17 protein-coding genes are annotated in these 16,728 nt (G+C 54.7%); 8 read left to right on the top strand and 9 right to left on the bottom strand.

Annotated features, from left to right (window positions below; genetic code table 11):
• Window positions 1–9 precede the first annotated feature (9 nt).
• Both IM282_RS11945 and IM282_RS11940 read right to left on the bottom strand, forming a co-directional pair.
• Window positions 10–648: a carbon-nitrogen hydrolase family protein gene (locus IM282_RS11945; protein WP_192970425.1), complete on the bottom strand. Its 639-nt coding sequence runs from the start codon at window positions 646–648 to the stop codon at window positions 10–12.
• A 111-nt stretch (window positions 649–759) separates the two neighbouring features.
• Window positions 760–990: a DNA polymerase III subunit theta gene (locus IM282_RS11940; protein WP_003859784.1), complete on the bottom strand. Its 231-nt coding sequence runs from the start codon at window positions 988–990 to the stop codon at window positions 760–762.
• Window positions 991–1,127: 137 nt separating this feature from the next.
• Between IM282_RS11940 and yobA the strand changes: the two genes are divergently transcribed.
• The 3 genes from yobA to IM282_RS11925 are packed head-to-tail and all read left to right on the top strand — an operon-like array spanning window position 1,128 to window position 2,725.
• Window positions 1,128–1,499, top strand: a complete 372-nt coding sequence (gene yobA, locus IM282_RS11935) for a CopC domain-containing protein YobA (RefSeq protein WP_163346777.1) — start codon at window positions 1,128–1,130, stop codon at window positions 1,497–1,499.
• 1 nt (window position 1,500) lies between these two features.
• Window positions 1,501–2,370 carry a copper homeostasis membrane protein CopD gene (gene copD, locus IM282_RS11930; protein WP_023300432.1) on the top strand — a complete coding sequence of 290 codons (870 nt, stop codon included), beginning with the start codon at window positions 1,501–1,503 and terminating at the stop codon, window positions 2,368–2,370.
• 16 nt (window positions 2,371–2,386) lie between these two features.
• Window positions 2,387–2,725 carry a YebY family protein gene (locus IM282_RS11925; protein ID WP_022648464.1) on the top strand — a complete coding sequence of 113 codons (339 nt, stop codon included), beginning with the start codon at window positions 2,387–2,389 and terminating at the stop codon, window positions 2,723–2,725.
• Between the two features lie 124 nt (window positions 2,726–2,849).
• Here IM282_RS11925 and IM282_RS11920 read toward each other — a convergent pair whose 3' ends face one another.
• The gene (locus tag IM282_RS11920; protein WP_032609507.1) at window positions 2,850–3,047 is read right to left on the bottom strand and encodes a hypothetical protein; all 198 of its coding nucleotides are present in this window, start codon (window positions 3,045–3,047) and stop codon (window positions 2,850–2,852) included.
• A gap of 45 nt (window positions 3,048–3,092) precedes the next feature.
• On the bottom strand, window positions 3,093–4,073 hold the full coding sequence (locus IM282_RS11915; protein WP_126314967.1) for a VirK/YbjX family protein: 981 nt from the start codon (window positions 4,071–4,073) through the stop codon (window positions 3,093–3,095).
• 167 nt (window positions 4,074–4,240) lie between these two features.
• On the opposite strand from IM282_RS11915, the gene pphA reads away from it, so the two are divergent.
• Window positions 4,241–4,885 (top strand): protein-serine/threonine phosphatase, encoded by a 645-nt coding sequence (gene pphA / locus IM282_RS11910; protein WP_192970424.1) that lies wholly within the window; start codon window positions 4,241–4,243, stop codon window positions 4,883–4,885.
• 34 nt (window positions 4,886–4,919) lie between these two features.
• Here pphA and IM282_RS11905 read toward each other — a convergent pair whose 3' ends face one another.
• The 4 genes from IM282_RS11905 to yebS all read right to left on the bottom strand — a co-directional run bounded on the left by IM282_RS11905 (window position 4,920) and on the right by yebS (window position 10,669).
• Complete coding sequence (locus IM282_RS11905; protein WP_006811010.1) at window positions 4,920–5,159, bottom strand: YebV family protein; 240 nt, start codon at window positions 5,157–5,159, stop codon at window positions 4,920–4,922.
• 104 nt (window positions 5,160–5,263) lie between these two features.
• Window positions 5,264–6,727 (bottom strand): 16S rRNA (cytosine(1407)-C(5))-methyltransferase RsmF, encoded by a 1,464-nt coding sequence (gene rsmF, locus IM282_RS11900; RefSeq protein ID WP_126314965.1) that lies wholly within the window; start codon window positions 6,725–6,727, stop codon window positions 5,264–5,266.
• A 56-nt stretch (window positions 6,728–6,783) separates the two neighbouring features.
• Window positions 6,784–9,417 (bottom strand): PqiB family protein, encoded by a 2,634-nt coding sequence (locus tag IM282_RS11895; protein ID WP_022648460.1) that lies wholly within the window; start codon window positions 9,415–9,417, stop codon window positions 6,784–6,786.
• Complete coding sequence (gene yebS, locus IM282_RS11890; RefSeq protein WP_022648459.1) at window positions 9,386–10,669, bottom strand: membrane integrity lipid transport subunit YebS; 1,284 nt, start codon at window positions 10,667–10,669, stop codon at window positions 9,386–9,388. The genes IM282_RS11895 and yebS overlap by 32 nt, the downstream gene beginning before the upstream one ends.
• 132 nt (window positions 10,670–10,801) lie before the next feature.
• Here yebS and IM282_RS11885 point away from each other — a divergent pair, with 132 nt between their 5' ends.
• The 4 genes from IM282_RS11885 to htpX all read left to right on the top strand — a co-directional run bounded on the left by IM282_RS11885 (window position 10,802) and on the right by htpX (window position 15,225).
• Window positions 10,802–11,299: a GAF domain-containing protein gene (locus IM282_RS11885; protein WP_006811006.1), complete on the top strand. Its 498-nt coding sequence runs from the start codon at window positions 10,802–10,804 to the stop codon at window positions 11,297–11,299.
• Between the two features lie 96 nt (window positions 11,300–11,395).
• Window positions 11,396–12,082, top strand: a complete 687-nt coding sequence (gene proQ, locus IM282_RS11880) for an RNA chaperone ProQ (RefSeq protein ID WP_003859895.1) — start codon at window positions 11,396–11,398, stop codon at window positions 12,080–12,082.
• Between the two features lie 19 nt (window positions 12,083–12,101).
• Window positions 12,102–14,150, top strand: a complete 2,049-nt coding sequence (prc, locus tag IM282_RS11875) for a carboxy terminal-processing peptidase (RefSeq protein ID WP_003859896.1) — start codon at window positions 12,102–12,104, stop codon at window positions 14,148–14,150.
• 193 nt (window positions 14,151–14,343) lie between these two features.
• Window positions 14,344–15,225, top strand: coding sequence for a protease HtpX (gene htpX, locus IM282_RS11870; protein WP_003859899.1), 882 nt, complete (start codon window positions 14,344–14,346; stop codon window positions 15,223–15,225).
• A 51-nt stretch (window positions 15,226–15,276) separates the two neighbouring features.
• Here htpX and IM282_RS11865 read toward each other — a convergent pair whose 3' ends face one another.
• On the bottom strand, window positions 15,277–16,650 hold the full coding sequence (locus IM282_RS11865; RefSeq protein WP_022648456.1) for an MFS transporter: 1,374 nt from the start codon (window positions 16,648–16,650) through the stop codon (window positions 15,277–15,279).
• Between the last annotated feature and the right edge of the window lie 78 nt (window positions 16,651–16,728).

The following is a 16,728-nucleotide window of genomic DNA, read 5'->3' as shown; positions in this document are numbered from 1 at the left end:
CTAAAATGCCTAGCCTAATGGAATGATATCCCCTTGCCAACCCTGTCGGCCCAAAGAACCGGTTAACAGCAACTCTCCCTTATCGGCACGCACGATCAGCTGACCTTTTTCATCCCATAACGCGCTACCGCTGCGCGCGTTCGCCATTAATACCGCGATGGCGTACTTATGCGCGAAGCGTTGTAACGAACTGATGGATTGCCGCCAGCGTTGCTCACCCACCGCCAGGCTGCTGGTGAACAGCGTTGCCTCTGGGTCCAGTTCCGGGGCGTCAGCCTGATTATCAACGATGGTTAACCGTTTATTGCCAGGAATAACACCCGCACCGTTACCCTGCGGATAGCGCCGGATGGTCGACAGGTTAGGGGTGAAAAGCGCGAGTCCTTTCTGTTGCTGGAGCGTAATACCGGCAATCACCGTGATGAAACGTGACTGCGCCGTGTGAAGGAGGGGGGCAAGCTGCAAATCGTCAGGGGGTGGGGGTAAGGTTGTTCCGCCAGGGCCGGTAAGCGAAAGCTCCGGAAAGACGACTAAATCGCACCCATGCGAGGCAGCCTCGGCAATAAAGTGCAGGTGATGTTTTATGTGCTCATCAACACAGTTGTGCCGCGGAGCATACTGAGCCGCGGCAATAGTCCATCGTGACATCGTGACTTCCTTATACACTAAGTCGCTGGGATTTTAAGATTACACCTAAATTTATCAGGGTTTTCTTATCCTGCCACATAACGCGTAAGGAAGTGTAACGGGACGTTAAGCTTATTTAACTTTAGGTTCGTACGGCAGGCGCGAGAGATTAACGGAGGCGAGGCGATGCGCAATAAGACGTTCGCGGAACCAGTCGCGCAGATGCGCGGGTTGTTCACGCTCTACCACTTCAGCCACGACGGGCATGTTGTAACGCTCTTTGAATGCGACCCCCGCGGCGGCGAGATCGACATTCACTTTGTCCATCTCGTCCTGAGGAAGGGCGGCCAGGTTAACGTTCATTTCCTTCTCCTTTTTCTGCGGCGGCAACGTTACCGCGATTGTTCAACGATGACAAGGGAGCAAAGGATGTTCCTCGACTCGTTAATTATACAGAGTTATTCTTTAGCATTCAGGCATAACGAAAAGGAATGATTGTGATGCACTTTACCCCTTCCCGCGTCGCGTGTGCGCTGGTGTTTCTGCTCTCTTCGGCAATCGCGCCATCAGCTCTGGCCCATGCGCACCTTAAGCAACAATCCCCGCAGGAAAATACCGTCGCGACGGCACCCGACGTCATTACCCTGAATTTCTCGGAAGGCATTGAACCTGCCTTCAGCGGCGTCGTGGTGACGGACGCGCAGCAGCACAAAATCCAGATCGGCGCGGTGAAGCGTGACGAGAAGGATAACGCAAAGCTGATTGTTCCTCTTGAGAAACCGTTGACGACCGGCACCTATACGGTGGACTGGCATGTGGTCTCCGTGGACGGCCACAAAACCAAGGGCAGCTATCACTTTAGCGTGAAATAGTATGCTGGCCCTGAGCTACGTAGCGTTTCGCTTTATCCATTTTGTTGCGCTGATACTACTTTTCGGCAACGCGCTATACAGTGTCTGGTTTGCACCGTCTTCGTTGCAGCGCCTCATGACGCAGCGTTTCCAGCGCCAGCAGAATATCGCGGCCTTAATCAGCCTGATGGCTGCTCTGCTGATGTTCGGCCTGCAAAGTGGGTTAATGGGCAACGGCTGGGGTGATGTCATTCGCCCGGCGGTCTGGCGCAGCGTGCTGGGCACGCAGTTTGGTGGCGTCTGGCTGTGGCAAATGGTGCTGGCCGCTGTGACCGCGGGTGCTGCATGGCTTACCCCGCAAAAGGGCTCACGGCTGTTACTGCTCGCGATGGGGCAACTGGTGCTGCTGGCGGGCGTGGGACATGCCGCGATGAACGGTGGCGCGCCGGGTGCGTTGCATCGTCTGAACCATGCGCTTCACCTGCTCTGCGCCGCCACCTGGGTGGGCGGTTTACTGCCGCTGCTGTTCTGTATGCGGCTGGCGAAAGGCCGCTGGCAGCCAGCCGCAATCTTTACCATGATGCGCTTCTCCCGTGTGGGGCATTACGCCGTGGCGGGCGTGCTGCTGACCGGGATAATCAATACGCTCTTTATTGTGGGCATAGACGTGCCGTGGGAAGCGCCTTATGTACGGCTGTTGTTGTTCAAATGTGCGCTGGTCATCATGATGGTGGCAATTGCGCTGGCGAATCGGTATTTTCTTGTGCCACGCTTTCGCCCTGATGCCGGGCGGGAACAACAGATTTTTATCAGGATGACACAGGCAGAAGTGGTGCTGGGCGCGCTGGTACTGGCGGCCGTCAGCCTGTTCGCGACCTGGGAACCCTTCTGACAAGGTTTAATAACTTATGAAAAAGACACTGCTTTCTCTTTTACTTCTCACCTGTGCCAGCAGTGCGCTGGCCGCGCCGCAGGTCATCACCGTCAGCCGGTTTGAAGTGGGTAAGGACAACTGGGCATTTAATCGTGAAGAGGTCATGCTCACCTGCCGTCCCGGTAACGCGCTGTATGTCATCAATCCCAGTACGCTCGTGCAGTATCCGTTAAATGACGTAGCGGAGCAGCAGGTTGCCAGCGGGAAAAGTAACGGACAGCCTGTCAGCGTGATCCAGGTGGATGACCCGGCAAACCCCGGGCAGAAGAAGAGTCTGGCACCGTTTATTGAGCGCGCTAAAAAGCTCTGCTAGCCGTCAGGTTTCCAGTAAAAAAAACCGCAGGTGCTTGTAAAAGCTCTGCGGTTTTTCACATTTAGTGATGTTCTGACGCTTTTTTTCAGACCACTTTTACTGTGGACTGGAAAACCTGACGTCGTCATCTATTCTTAAAGGGCAAGGCGATTGAGCCTGCATTAATGCCAACTTTTAGCGCACGGCTCTCTCCCAAGAGCCATTTCCCTGGACCGAATACAGGAATCGTATTCGGTCTCTTTTTATCTGCATGAAAATAAACGATAAAATCCGGTTTTCGTCTCAGCAGAAGGTTCACTTCCTGTGCGCCTGCTTCAAACATACCACAACCCGGCAGGCGTAAGTCCAGTCCTTTTTGGCTGTTTTGTTAAATTTTTGTTTGTATTTTGCCTGAGACGAGTGCGGGATCAATGCGCGCATGTACGGAAGCCGCAATATCATCAAGTAACGCAAAGCGGCGACGGTATTCGGCGCGTTTTTTGCTGGCAATCTCCTCCAGTGCTTTACGCTCCATCTGGAGCGGCAACTGCCAGCAGAAGGGGGAGAGTTTCTTTCCGTTCAGGCCTTCCCAGAACTCGTCGTAGCTGGCGTGAAAATGACGCCCTTTGCTCAGACGGTAGCGCAGCGCGCGGAAAACATGGCCTTCATCGCTGACGGCAAAAATCGCGCTGATGTTCGAGCGTGAGGCAAGCTGGAAGATCACCTCCATCAGCACGCGTTTCGGGAAAAGCCCATGGCAGGCACGGGTAGCCTGCTTAATCACCTCCCGTGAAACATGACGACGTGGACCCTGGAGGCCGCCGATCACCAGCACCATACGGCCGTTACTGCGTGCGACACAGAACGTCAGGCTGGCAAGCAGCGTGTTGTCATTGTCATGCAGCCAAAGCGTGCTTTCGCCTTCACGTTCAGCCTTACCTGCGGACGAGGCGTGGACGGTATAGATTTCGCCGTTTTTTGCCTCGAACCGGACAACCGGCACCTCTTGCGGATTGGTCAGCGCGTGGGCGAGGGCGGTATTTTTCAGACTATCAATCCACTGATAGTGGCTGACGATAGCATCGGCCCGGTCGTTTGAGTTCAGGCCACGCATCAGATACTGGCGGTGAGTTTTGCTCGGCAAGGTAATTTGAGAGGTGATCAGCCTGTCGAAATCATCGCGCCCGGATAGCGCCTCCAGCATGCGATGGGTGGAGGACCAGAATAAAAGCGAGCGCAGAAGGAACTTTAACCGGTAATCACGTTTGTGCCAGATTGGGCCGGGAACGCGTTTCCCTCTCACCAGTTCAGAAATAATATTTGTGCGATGCGGATAAAAAACATCGTTTTGCAGGTGTATGTTTGACACGTGAAAATCCCTCTTTTTATTCCGCATTATTTTAAAGGCCAGGGAATAAGGGATTAATAGCGCAGCGATCTTTATTTCCGGCTGGTTTATGGTTTGTTTGGATTCGCGATATCCATCATCGGCTCATGACATTTTCTGTGGCAGCTATACTTCTTACAGGAGGCGTTATGTATCAGAAAATAGAGGGAGAACACTGGCGTCATGTCTGGGTTGTCAGCGATATTCATGGTTGCTATCAGTGGCTTATGGATGAGCTTAAACGACGGCATTTTAATCCTGATGCGGATCTGCTGATCTCGGTGGGGGATATTATCGACCGCGGTCCCGACAGCATGAAATGTTTACAGCTGATGCAGGAAAAGTGGTTTTATGCGGTGCGCGGTAATCACGAGCAAATGGCGTTAGATGCGCTTGAAAATAATGATTTTAGTCTCTGGTCGATAAATGGCGGTAACTGGTTTACCGGGCTTACGGTCGCTCAACAAAAGCAGGCGAAGGATTTACTCGACGCGTGTCGGGACTTACCGCACATTATTGAAATAACCTGCAAGAACGGTCTGAACGTGATTGCTCATGCGGATTATCCCGCCGCCGAATATGCCTGGCATAAGCCGGTAGATGCCCAGCGGGTGCTGTGGGATCGCGACCGGTTAATGGGCTTTATGGTGGGTAGAGGGCAGGGTATTAGCGGTGCGGATCACTTCTGGTTCGGACATACGCCTGTGGACAAGCGCTACGATTTCAACAATCTGCACTACATTGATACGGGAGCGGTGTTCGGGGGCTTTCTGACGCTGGCGCAGCTTCAGTAATAAATAACCCGCCTTCGGGCGGGTTCTCTTTGGGTTATGCAAGACGCAAGACCCAGGCATCGGTTTTACTGTCGTAATGTTCACGGTACAGAACGGAATGTTCCCCATCAAGGATCGCCGGGACGCTGGTATCTGCATCCCAGGCGTCCAGTTGCATGCACAAATCCGGATCGGATTTGCAGGGAATACTTAACGTTCGTTCGCCTTGTGCTTCGCCGCGCAATTCAGCGTCGTCGATTTCAAAAGCGCCAATGCGTACGCTGGTTTTCGTCATAATGCTCTCCGGTTTGTTGCCCAAAATCTGGTATGACCAGTGCAGTCATCCATTTTTGATCCTAGACAAGGAGAGCGAAATCGCCAGTAAAAAAATGCGTTTTTTCAGTCAGTGCGGCTGTTACCGGTAAACAGGCGACCATCGCGTACCAGTTCACGCGGATAGCTGTTTTTCAGCCGCGAGCCGACTTTTTTCGCCAGCCCGAGCGGATAGCCCTGATACGTCACGATGACTTCATCCTGTGACGGGCCGTCTTCCGGGTAAACGTCACGACCGCGATACCACTCTTCCGCTTCATGATGCGTCAGGGCGAAGGTGTTCTCACTTCCTGCCAGCGCAATGACCGCTTCGTGCTGCCAGCGATAGCCTTTGTTGTGGATCTCCGCCAGGCGAATACCGAGGCGGGAGAAACGCACCTTACCAATCAGCGGTTCGATGTTGACCGGGAACAGCCACAGCTCTTTGTCACGCATCCAGAGGCGCAGGCTCTCATCCCAGTGCAGTCCCACTTTGTTGGCAGCCGCTTGCGCCTGTGCCGCCTCACGGCCTTTGACCGGCGCGAACGGGAAGTTGCCGACCTTAAACTTAGGGACAGGCAGCGGATCGACGGCGCGGGTTTTACGCAGTCGTGCGACAAAGAACCCCTCGCAATCGTAAATCTGCGGGAAGACGTGCAGGAAGCCTTCAGGGGTGGCCGCGTGACTGGCCGAATCGAAGAGGGTGTCCAGCGGCAGAAACTCGACGGCATCCGCATAGCGTTGCCTGAGCCACAGGCAGACGTCCTCGTTTTCATCGCGATTCAGCGTGCAGGTGGAGTAAACCAGCGTTCCACCGGGGCGCAGGGCATGAAACGCACTGTCGATCAGTTCACGCTGCGTGGCGGCGATCTCCAGGTTGCTTTCAACGGACCAGTTTTTTAACGCATCAGGATCTTTACGCACTACGCCTTCCCCGGAGCAGGGCGCGTCGAGCAGGATGGCATCAAAAGCTTCCGGCAAGGCAGCGCCAAACACGCGACCGTCGAAGTGTGTTAACGCGACGTTGTGGATCCCGCAGCGGCTGATATTGGCGTGCAGGACTTTGACGCGGCTGGCGGAAAATTCGTTGGCGAGGATCGCGCCGCGGTTGTTCATCCGGGCGGCAATTTGCGTGGTTTTAGAGCCCGGCGCCGCCGCGACATCCATCACCCGCTCAGGCTGGTTTCCGTCGGCAAACAGCGCGGCAACCGGCAGCATGGAGCTGGCTTCCTGAATATAAAACAGCCCGCTCAGGTGCTCGGCGGTGCTGCCGAGTGGCAGGCTCTCCTCGTCATCCCGCTCGATCCAGAACCCTTCCTCACACCACGGCACCGGCGTCAGCTGCCAGCCGTAGGAGGAGACGAGATCCAGAAACGCTCCGACGCTGATTTTCAGCGTATTGACGCGAATACTTCGACGCAAAGGGCGCTGGCAGGCGGCGACGAAATCGTCGAAAGAGAGATGAGCAGGAAGCGCCTCGCGCATCTGTGCGAGGAATTGTTCAGGAAGAAATACGGAGTTTTGAGCCACGGGCACACCACAGGGAAACATTCAGGCGCGCAGTGTAACATAAAGGCTCCGGCGCGTTGACACCGGAGCCTGCGAGATTAACGCGGCAGCGCCGTTCCCCATTCGCGCCACTCTTTCGGTTCACTTTCCAGCAGCAGGAAGTGTTTTCCTGCCTGCGCCTTAGGCGCCAGAGGCGTGCCAGGCGGCGTCGCGAAGGCAATGCCGCCGCGAATGAACTGGTTAAAGGTCCCCGTTTTGACCACGCCACCGGTCAGGCCGAAGTCCAGCGAGTAGCCTGAAGCGAGCCAGAACACTGAGTTGTTGCGAACCAGATGCTGATAACGCTGGCTGATGCGCAGGCCGACCATCACGCGGTCGGACAGATTACCCAGCGTCAGGCTTGTTACTGTCCCCACTTCAATACCGCGGAACAGGACCGGCGTACCGATGCCCAGCGAACCGGCTTCCGGTACTTCAACCACAATGCTCAGACCGTCCAGATAACGGGAATCGGTGATGGTCGCCTCCTGCAACTCAAACTCACGACGCGCGTTGCCCCGACCCGGTTCAACGTTAATGTACGGCTGAAGTATGGTGTCGAGATGCTCAACCCCTGCGGCAGAAATTTGCGGCGTAACCACCGAGAAGCGCGAGCCTGCCCGGGCGAACGTCTGTACATATTCCGGATAAAGCACGGCGGTAGCCTGAACTTCATTGCGCGCGGTGATCAGCGTCAGCTTCTGAACCTGCCCGATATCAATTCCGAGATAGCGGATAGGCATGCCTTCTGCCAGTTTACCGGCATCAAAGGTGTGCAGGGTAATCTGTCCCCCGACGGCGCGCGCCGCGGTTTCAGACGGGAAGAGGATCCGCTTGTCACCTTTACGCATGTTGCCGCCCGCGCCGCTCAGGTTATCGAAGCTGATCGCACCGCGCAGGGCACGGGAGAGGGGAGACGCCTGTACGGTCAGCCCGTTGCCATTGAGCTGCACTTTCGCGCCGCCTTCAGCCCAGAACACGCTGTTTGGCGTGAGCAGCTTGCGATACTCCGGCTTGATATGCAGTTCGATATCAAACGCGTCCGCACGAGGACGAACGGTGATCACTTCTCCGACCTCAAACTTACGATAAAGCACGACGGAGCCTGCCTGGACATCCGGCAGCGTTTCAGCGCTTAAGGTCAGCGTGGTGGTCGGCAGGTCGCCGAGGCTGTTTTCAATGGCTTTGTCCAGATTGGCGAACAGTGGATAGCTCTCACGCAGCGCGCCTTTGCTGCCCGGCAGAATGCGGATCCCGCCGTTAACCCACTCGCTGGCGCTGGCGCCGAGGAACTCAACGCCGTCCAGACCCACCTTCACGTCGACCCGGCTGTTCACCACAAATTTACTGTCGCCGTGCACAAGGTTGCCGTACTGCGGATCGATGGCGGCGGAGAAGGAGACCCCTTTTTCCGTCAGCTTTCGTTCCAGAACCTGACCCACCTGCACACCGTGCAGGATTAGCGGTTGACCGGCTTCGATACCATAGCTTTCCGGCGCATTCAGCTTAACCGTCAACACGCCCGGTTTTTGCAGCAGAGCTTTATCCGCCGGCGCGATGACAAAGTTTTTATTCGGCGCACCTTCACCGGGGATCAGCTCAAAGGTGCTTCCCGTCAGCAGGGAACTGATGCTGGCGTCGCTGAGGGAGAGCTTCGGATTACGCAGCTCGATGCGTGTTTTTTCCCGCAGGAGGTCCACAACGCTCGGATCCACCGTCATTTCGCCGGTAACGGAGCCGCCCGCGTTGAGGGTTAATTTTGTCAGTTGCCCGACCTCTAAACCCTGGTACATCAGCGGGGTCGAACCGGCTTTCAGGCCTTTGGCATCCGGCAGGGTCAACTTGACGATGACACCGCGCTGGCTGTGTGCCAGGTCGGCGTACAGACCAAAGGTATCCTCTGCGGCGGCAGGGCTGGAGTCAGCAGGTGAGTCGAAGGCGATAGCGCCATTCACCAGCGCCGCCAGGCTCTCAAGCTTCACTTTCGCACCGCTTAAGCTCAGGTCAGCATCGACGCCGGAGACGTTCCAGAAGCGGCTGCCTTTTTTTACCAGGTTGGTAAAACGGCGATCGATCAGTACATCAATGGTTACGCCATCTTTGTTCGGGTTAATGGCGTAGTCGTAAACGCGGCCAACCGGAATTTTGCGGAAATAGACCAGAGAACCACTGTTCAGCGAGCCCAAATCCGGCGCGCGGAGGTGGATCATCAGATCGCCGTTATTCAGCCGATATTTCGGCTGGGTATCCAGCGCAACAAAGTGATCCTGTGGCTCACCTTTGCCAGGCATCATGCCGATATAGTTACCGCCCACAAGCGCATCCAGCCCGGAAACGCCGGCCAGGGAGGCTTTAGGCGTGACCAGCCAGAACTGCGTTTCGGCGCGCAGGGCATCCTGCATGTCAGACTTAATGCTCGCCCGGACCTGGATTTTGTTCAGCCCTTTGCCGAGGGAAATATCCTGCACGGTACCCACTTCCACCCCCTGGAAGCGAACGGGGGTACGTCCGGCGACAATGCCGTCCGCAGACTGGAAATCAATCGTGATGGTACTTCCGCGATCTTCATAGCTCGTCCAGATAAGCCAGCCTGCGATCATCAGCGCGATGACAGGCAGCAACCAGAATGGCGAAATGCGGCGTTTTGTTTTAATTCTCGCTTCAGTCGGCGAAGCGGGCGTTTCCTGACTCATGTGCGTCCCAAAGTAAGCGGCTGTCCAGCCATTCCACTGCAAGAATAGTCAATATCACCGCAGAGCCGAAATAAAAAGCTGCGGGTCCCATGGTAAAAGCAAGTAACTGATCGCGATTGATGAGCGACATCATCAGCGAAATCACGAACAGATCCAACATCGACCAGCGACCAATCCAGGTCACGAATCGCAGAAGCAGGATGCGGGTGCGTAGTCCTTGTTCGCATTTAAAGTGAATGCTGATAAGTAGCGTAAACATCACCACCACTTTGGTAAAGGGCACCAGAATACTGGCGATGAACACAATGGCGGCAACCCCCACGTTACTGTGCGCCAGAGAGATAATCCCCGAAAGGATAGTATCTTCCTGTCGGGCGCCGTTCACATAAATTACGGAGATCGGCAGCATATTGGCCGGGAATAAAAATATCAGTGAGGCGATAAGCGCCGCCCAGCATTTTTGCAGGCTGTTGTTGCGCCGCAATCTTAACGGAATGTGGCAGCGAGGACACCTCCCGCGTTTATCCGGAAAACCGGTGTAATGGCACCCCAGGCAGACGCGCAGGTTTTCATCAGGTCGGGTCGCGGGACGCTGAGGGTAAAATCGCTCCCAAAGCTGTTCAACATTCAGATGAATCAGGGTCAAAATACTCAGCAGGACCAGTGAAATAAACGCAAAAAGGCCAATGCCGGGTTGTAAAAACGCATAATCCTGCACCTTAATGGAGGCCACGCCGACGCCCACCAGATAGATGTCCAGCATCACCCACTCCTTGAGCTTTTCCAGCATGAGCAGGACAGGGCGCAGGTTCATCCCCAGAATGTTGCCAAACCACAGGTAGGCAATTGCCGCGACCAGCACCAGCGGTGCGCCGACGACGCAGAACAGCACCATAGCGCCGGTGAGCGGATCGCCCTCGCGCGTCATCTGCCAGATCCCCTGCAATACGTTAGCGTCAATACGCACGCCAAGCAGGTAGAGCTTTAACAGCGGCTCGGTCCAGGCGAACGGCATTAGCAGCAGCATGGTAACCGCCATTGCCGCCAGACGCGTCAATGACCAGTCCCGGCCATCGCGAATTTTGGCATCGCAGCAAGGGCAAAAAGCACTTTGGTGCGATTTCATCTTCGGCAACATAAAAAGCGTATCGCACTGGGGACAACGCTGATAATGTGCACGAGGCAGAGCCTGGCTTACCGTACGGACAACGATCTTTCTTGTCGGCGTAATTTGGGGTGTTTTTAGGGCCATCAGTCGCACACAGATAAGTATTGTTGAAAGTTATAATAACTCATGAACGGATTCATCTTGAGCATGAGCGCATTTAATGCTTATTTTAATAGGCTATGCGGTAATTATGTAAGATAACTAAGTGATTGAATAATGAACAAAACAGAATTCTACGCGGATCTGAATCGCGATTTTAAGGCATTAATGGCAGGGGAAACCAGTTTCTTAGCCACTCTGGCAAATACCAGTGCGTTACTGTTCGAACGCCTTTCTGACGTGAACTGGGCGGGCTTTTATCTGCTGGAAGGCGACACGCTGGTGCTGGGGCCTTTCCAGGGGAAACTCGCCTGCGTACGCATCCCGGTAGGTCGCGGCGTGTGCGGTACCGCAGTGGCGACCCGTCAGGTTCAGCGTGTCGAAGATGTACATGCGTTTGACGGCCACATTGCCTGCGATGCCAGCAGCAATTCTGAAATCGTACTGCCGCTGGTGGTTAAAAATCAGATTATTGGCGTTCTGGATATCGACAGCACGGTCTTCAGCCGCTTTACTGCCGAGGATGAGCAGGGGTTGCGCGCGTTGGCCGCAAACCTGGAAAATGTTCTGGCAGAGACCGATTATCATAAATTCTTTGCGAGCGTCGCAGGATAATCAACGGATAACGTAGCATTTACTGATAGCGTCATTATAATGTCGCCTGTTCATGCCTGCGCTTGTTGGCAACGTCCGTTGTAATCAGGAAATTTCATGGAAAATCAACCTAAGTTGAATAGCAGTAAAGAAGTTATCGCATTTCTGGCCGAGCGTTTCCCGCAGTGCTTCAGCGCTGAAGGTGAAGCGCGTCCTCTGAAAGTCGGTATCTTTCAGGATCTGGTCGCGCGCGTTGAGGGGGAGATGAACCTCAGCAAAACGCAGCTTCGTTCTGCCTTGCGCCTTTATACCTCGAGCTGGCGTTACCTGTACGGTATCAAGCCGGGTGCGACCCGTGTCGACCTTGACGGCAACCCGTGTGGTGAGCTGGACGAGCAGCACGTAGAACATGCGCGTAAGCAGCTTGAAGAAGCCAAAGCTCGCGTTCAGGCACAGCGTGCTGAACAGCAGGCCAAAAAACGCGAAGCCGCAGCGGCAAACGGTCAGGAAGACGCCCCTCGTCGCGAGCGTAAACCGCGTCCGGCACCGCGTCGTACTGAAAATAACGATCGCAAACCGCGTGCTGACAAACCAGCAGCTAAAGCCCCACGTGCGCCGCGCGAAGAGCCGCGCCACACCCCAGTTTCGGACATCAACGCCCTGAGCGTAGGTCAGTCTCTGAAGGTTAAAGCGGGTAACAATGCGATGGATGCCACCGTACTGGAAATCACCAAAGATGGCGTTCGTGTACAGCTGACTTCTGGTATGTCAATGATTGTACGCGCAGAACACTTGTTGTTCTGAAACGGAGGCCGAGCCTGGCATGAACACTTTTTTTAAGCTCACCGCGCTGGCTGGCCTGTTTGCTATAACAGGCCACGCTTTCGCTGTGGACGATATTACGCGTGTTGATCAAATTCCGGTTCTCAAGGAAGAGACTCAGCACGCGACGGTGAGTGAGCGCGTGACTTCGCGCTTTACTCGTTCGCACTATCGTCAGTTCGATCTCGATCAGGCCTTTTCGGCCAAAATCTTTGACCGTTATCTGAACTTGCTGGATTACAGCCATAACGTACTGCTGGCCAGCGATGTCGAACAGTTCGCTAAACGCAAATCCGAAGTGGGTGATGAGCTGCGCTCCGGAAAGCTGGATCTTTTCTACGATCTGTACAACTTATCGCAAAAGCGCCGTTTTGAGCGTTATCAATACGCGCTGAAAGTGCTGGAACGTCCGATGGACTTCACCGGCAACGACACCTTTAATCTGGACCGCAGCAAAGCGCCATGGCCGAAAGATGAGGCTGAACTGAATGCGCTGTGGGACGGAAAAGTCAAATATGACGAATTGAGCCTCAAGCTCACAGGCAAAGACGAGAAAGAGATCCGTGAGACGTTAAACCGTCGCTACAAATTCGCAATTCGTCGTCTGGCGCAGACCAACAGTGAAGATGTTTTCTCGCTGGCGATGACCGCGTTTGCGCACGAAATTGATCCGCACACTAATTATCTCTCTCCACGTAACACCGAACAGTTCAATACCGAAATGAGCCTGTCTCTGGAAGGTATCGGTGCTGTGCTTCAGATGGATGATGACTACACCGTTATCAACTCCATGGTGGCCGGTGGCCCTGCGTCGAAAAGCAAAGCGATCAGCGTAGGCGACCGTATTGTCGGTGTAGGTCAAACCGGAAAGAGCATGGTGGACGTGATTGGCTGGCGACTTGATGACGTAGTTGCGTTGATCAAAGGGCCGAAGGGCAGCAAAGTTCGCCTGGAGATCCTGCCTGCCGGAAAGGGGACCAAAACCCGTATCGTTACTCTGACCCGTGAGCGTATCCGTCTGGAAGATCGCGCGGTGAAAATGTCGGTGAAAACCGTGGGTAAAGAGAAGGTTGGCGTTCTGGATATCCCTGGCTTCTACGTTGGCCTGACCGATGATGTAAAAGTGCAGCTCCAGAAGCTTGAAAAGCAGAATGTCAGCAGTGTGATCATCGACCTGCGCAGCAACGGCGGCGGGGCATTGACCGAGGCCGTCTCGCTCTCCGGGCTGTTTATCCCGTCTGGCCCGGTGGTTCAGGTGCGCGATAACAACGGTAAAGTGCGTGAAGATGCCGATACCGATGGCGTGGTCTACTATAAGGGTCCGCTGGTGGTGCTGGTCGATCGCTTCAGCGCCTCTGCATCGGAAATCTTCGCTGCTGCCATGCAGGATTACGGCCGGGCGTTAATCGTCGGCGAACCGACGTTTGGCAAGGGCACCGTTCAGCAGTACCGCTCTCTGAACCGTATTTACGACCAGATGCTGCGTCCTGAATGGCCGGCGCTGGGCTCAGTACAGTACACCATTCAGAAGTTTTACCGTGTTAACGGCGGCAGTACGCAGCGCAAAGGCGTGACGCCGGACATCATGATGCCGACAGGTACCGAAGAGACGGAAACGGGCGAGAAGTTTGAAGATAACGCGCTGCCGTGGGATAGCATTGATGCCGCGACATTCGTGAAATCGGGTGATATGAAACAGTTCGGTCCGGAACTGCTGAAAAATCACAACGACCGCATCGGGAAGGATCCGGAATTCCAGTACATCATGAAGGACATCGCGCGTTTCAACGCTCTGAAAGCGAAACGGAACATTGTCTCTCTGAACTACGCCCAGCGTGAGAAAGAGAACAATGAAGATGACGCGACACGTCTGGCGCGTATCAACGATCGCTTCAAACGTGAAGGCAAGCCTCTGCTCAAAAAACTGGACGATCTGCCTAAGGATTACCAGGAGCCCGATCCGTATCTGGACGAGACGGTGCATATCGCGCTTGATCTCGCGAAGCTGGAAAAAGAGAAACCTGCCGTACAACCTGCTCCGACAAAATAATCCCCCAACAGGCACAAGAAATTGTGCCTGTTTCTTTTTGTTCCTCATCCTTCCGTCAGGCAGATTTCCAATTGTGTAAAGTTGTGTCTTTCTGGTGACTTACGCCGTCTGGATGCTTGAAAATAGCCGCAATACCCATACGATGTGGGTAATCGCATAGTGCGTTTTGTTAAACTGAGGTTAAAAGAATATTATGATGCGAATCGCGCTCTTCCTGCTCACCAACCTGGCGGTGATGGTGGTATTCGGGCTGGTGCTAAGCCTGACGGGAATTCAGTCGAGCAGCGTTCAGGGTCTGTTGATTATGGCGCTGCTGTTTGGTTTCGGCGGCTCTTTCATTTCACTGCTGATGTCGAAGTGGATGGCACTGAAATCCGTGGGCGGTGAAGTTATTGAGCAGCCGCGTAACGATATGGAACAGTGGTTGATGAGCACGGTTGCTCAGCAGTCAAAGCAGGCGGGCATAGCCATGCCGCAGGTGGCGATCTACCACGCGCCGGATATCAACGCGTTTGCTACCGGTGCGCGTCGTGACGCGTCCCTGGTGGCCGTCAGTACCGGTCTGCTGCAAAACATGAGCCGTGACGAAGCGGAAGCGGTTATTGCTCACGAGATCAGCCATATCGCTAACGGCGATATGGTCACCATGACCTTGATCCAGGGCGTGGTGAACACCTTCGTTATCTTTATTTCCCGTATTCTGGCGCAGATTGCTGCCGGATTTATGGGGGGCAACCGTGATGAGGGTGAAGAGAGCAACGGTAACCCGCTGATCTATTTCGCTGTTTCAATGGTGCTGGAGCTGGTGTTCGGTATCCTGGCAAGCATCATTACCATGTGGTTCTCCCGTCATCGTGAGTTCCACGCGGATGCCGGTTCTGCGAAACTGGTGGGTCGTGAGAAGATGATTGCTGCGCTGCAACGTCTGAAAACCAGCTACGAGCCGCAGGAAGCAAACAGCATGATGGCCTTCTGTATCAATGGTAAATCAAAGTCGCTGAGCGAGCTGTTTATGTCACACCCGCCGCTGGATAAACGTATTGAAGCGCTGCGAAGCGGCGAGTACCTGAAGTAATACCCGCCGGATGAAAAAAACCGGGCAGGAGACAATCTCCGCCCGGTTTTTTTATGCCTGCGCCTTTGGCTGGGTCACACGAAGGCCGCTAATGATAGCCGCGAGGGTCGCCAGTGTCCCTGCGGTAATCAGCGCAACGTGTGTCGCATTTTGCCCGGCAAGGTTAAACATCAACGCCACCATTGCGGCCCCGGTGCTTTGCCCTAATAGTCTTGCCGTACCCAGCATCCCGCTGGCGCCACCGCTGCGATGACGTGGGGCAGAGGTGATAATTGTGTGGTTGTTAGGTGACTGGAACAGACCGAAACCTGCCCCGCAAAGGATCATGCGCCAGATAATATCCAGATCCCCCGGCGAGGAGGGCAGGAGCGATAGCGCAAACAGTCCTGCTGCCATGACGATCAGCCCGATAGCCCCCAGCAGTCCGGCATGAACGCGCTCAATAAGGTACCCGGCCAGCGGGGCCATCACCATGGTTGCCAAAGGCCAGGGTGTGAGCAGCAAGCCTGTTTCCACTTCCGAACGGCCAAGCACGCTCTGCAAAAAGAATGGCAGCGCAACCAGCGCCAGCATCTGGGCGCAGAACGAGCAAATGGAGGTACAAATTGATAGCGAAAACAGCGGAATACGCAGCAAATCGACCGGCAGTAACGGCACGGGCAGCGCCAGCTGGCGTCGTACAAAGAAAAAGCCGATGATAAGCAGGGCAACGATTTCTGCGGCAATGAGCGACAAAGACTGTCCCTGCGCAAATCCGCTCAGCGCAGTAATCAGCAGGCCAAAGGTCAGCGCGTTCATCACAGCGCTGGGCAGGTCAAAACGTGGCATGGTGTTTTTCGGACCATTTTCCGGAAGATAGCGCAGGGCGAAGAAGATCGCCACAATGCCCAGCGGCACGTTAATGGCAAACAGCCACTGCCACGAGGCTACGGACAGAATGGCGGCGGCGATCGTCGGCCCGGCGGCGGACGACACGGCCACAATAAAGGAGTTAATGCCCATGCCGCGCCCCAGATGGCGATGAGGATAGATAAGCCGTATCAGGGCCGTGTTCACGCTCATTAGCGCCGCACCGCCAAAACCCTGTGCGATACGCGCAAGCGTAAGGGTGTGCAGTGAATCGGAAAGGGCACAGAAGAGCGAGGTGAGAGTAAAGACCACCAGCCCGCACTGATAAACCCGGCGATAACCAAACATATCGCCCAGGAAAGAGAGTGACAAAAGGGAAATCACAATCGCTATCTGGTACGCGTTCACAATCCAGATGGAGCTTGCCGGAGAAGCATTAAGGTCTTTGGCAATGGTAGGAAGAGCCACATTGGCAATCGCACCGTCAAGGACAGCCATCGAAATGCCGATGACAATAGTGGCAATTGCCCCGTACCGCTGTGGTAAGGGCAGGCCATCAGAAACGTTTTTTTGCATGGGAAAAGAATGACTCAGTGTGAAATTATTTTCAGAGTAACTATTTTAGCATCGTTATTTCGGTTTTATGTCGCAGAT

Source organism: Enterobacter cloacae complex sp. P29RS (assembly GCF_014893445.1).
In the GTDB taxonomy this organism is placed as follows: Bacteria; Pseudomonadota; Gammaproteobacteria; order Enterobacterales; family Enterobacteriaceae; genus Enterobacter; species Enterobacter intestinihominis.
The sequence above is the reverse complement of the archived record's forward strand: the minus strand, read 5'-3'. Positions and strand labels throughout refer to the sequence as shown.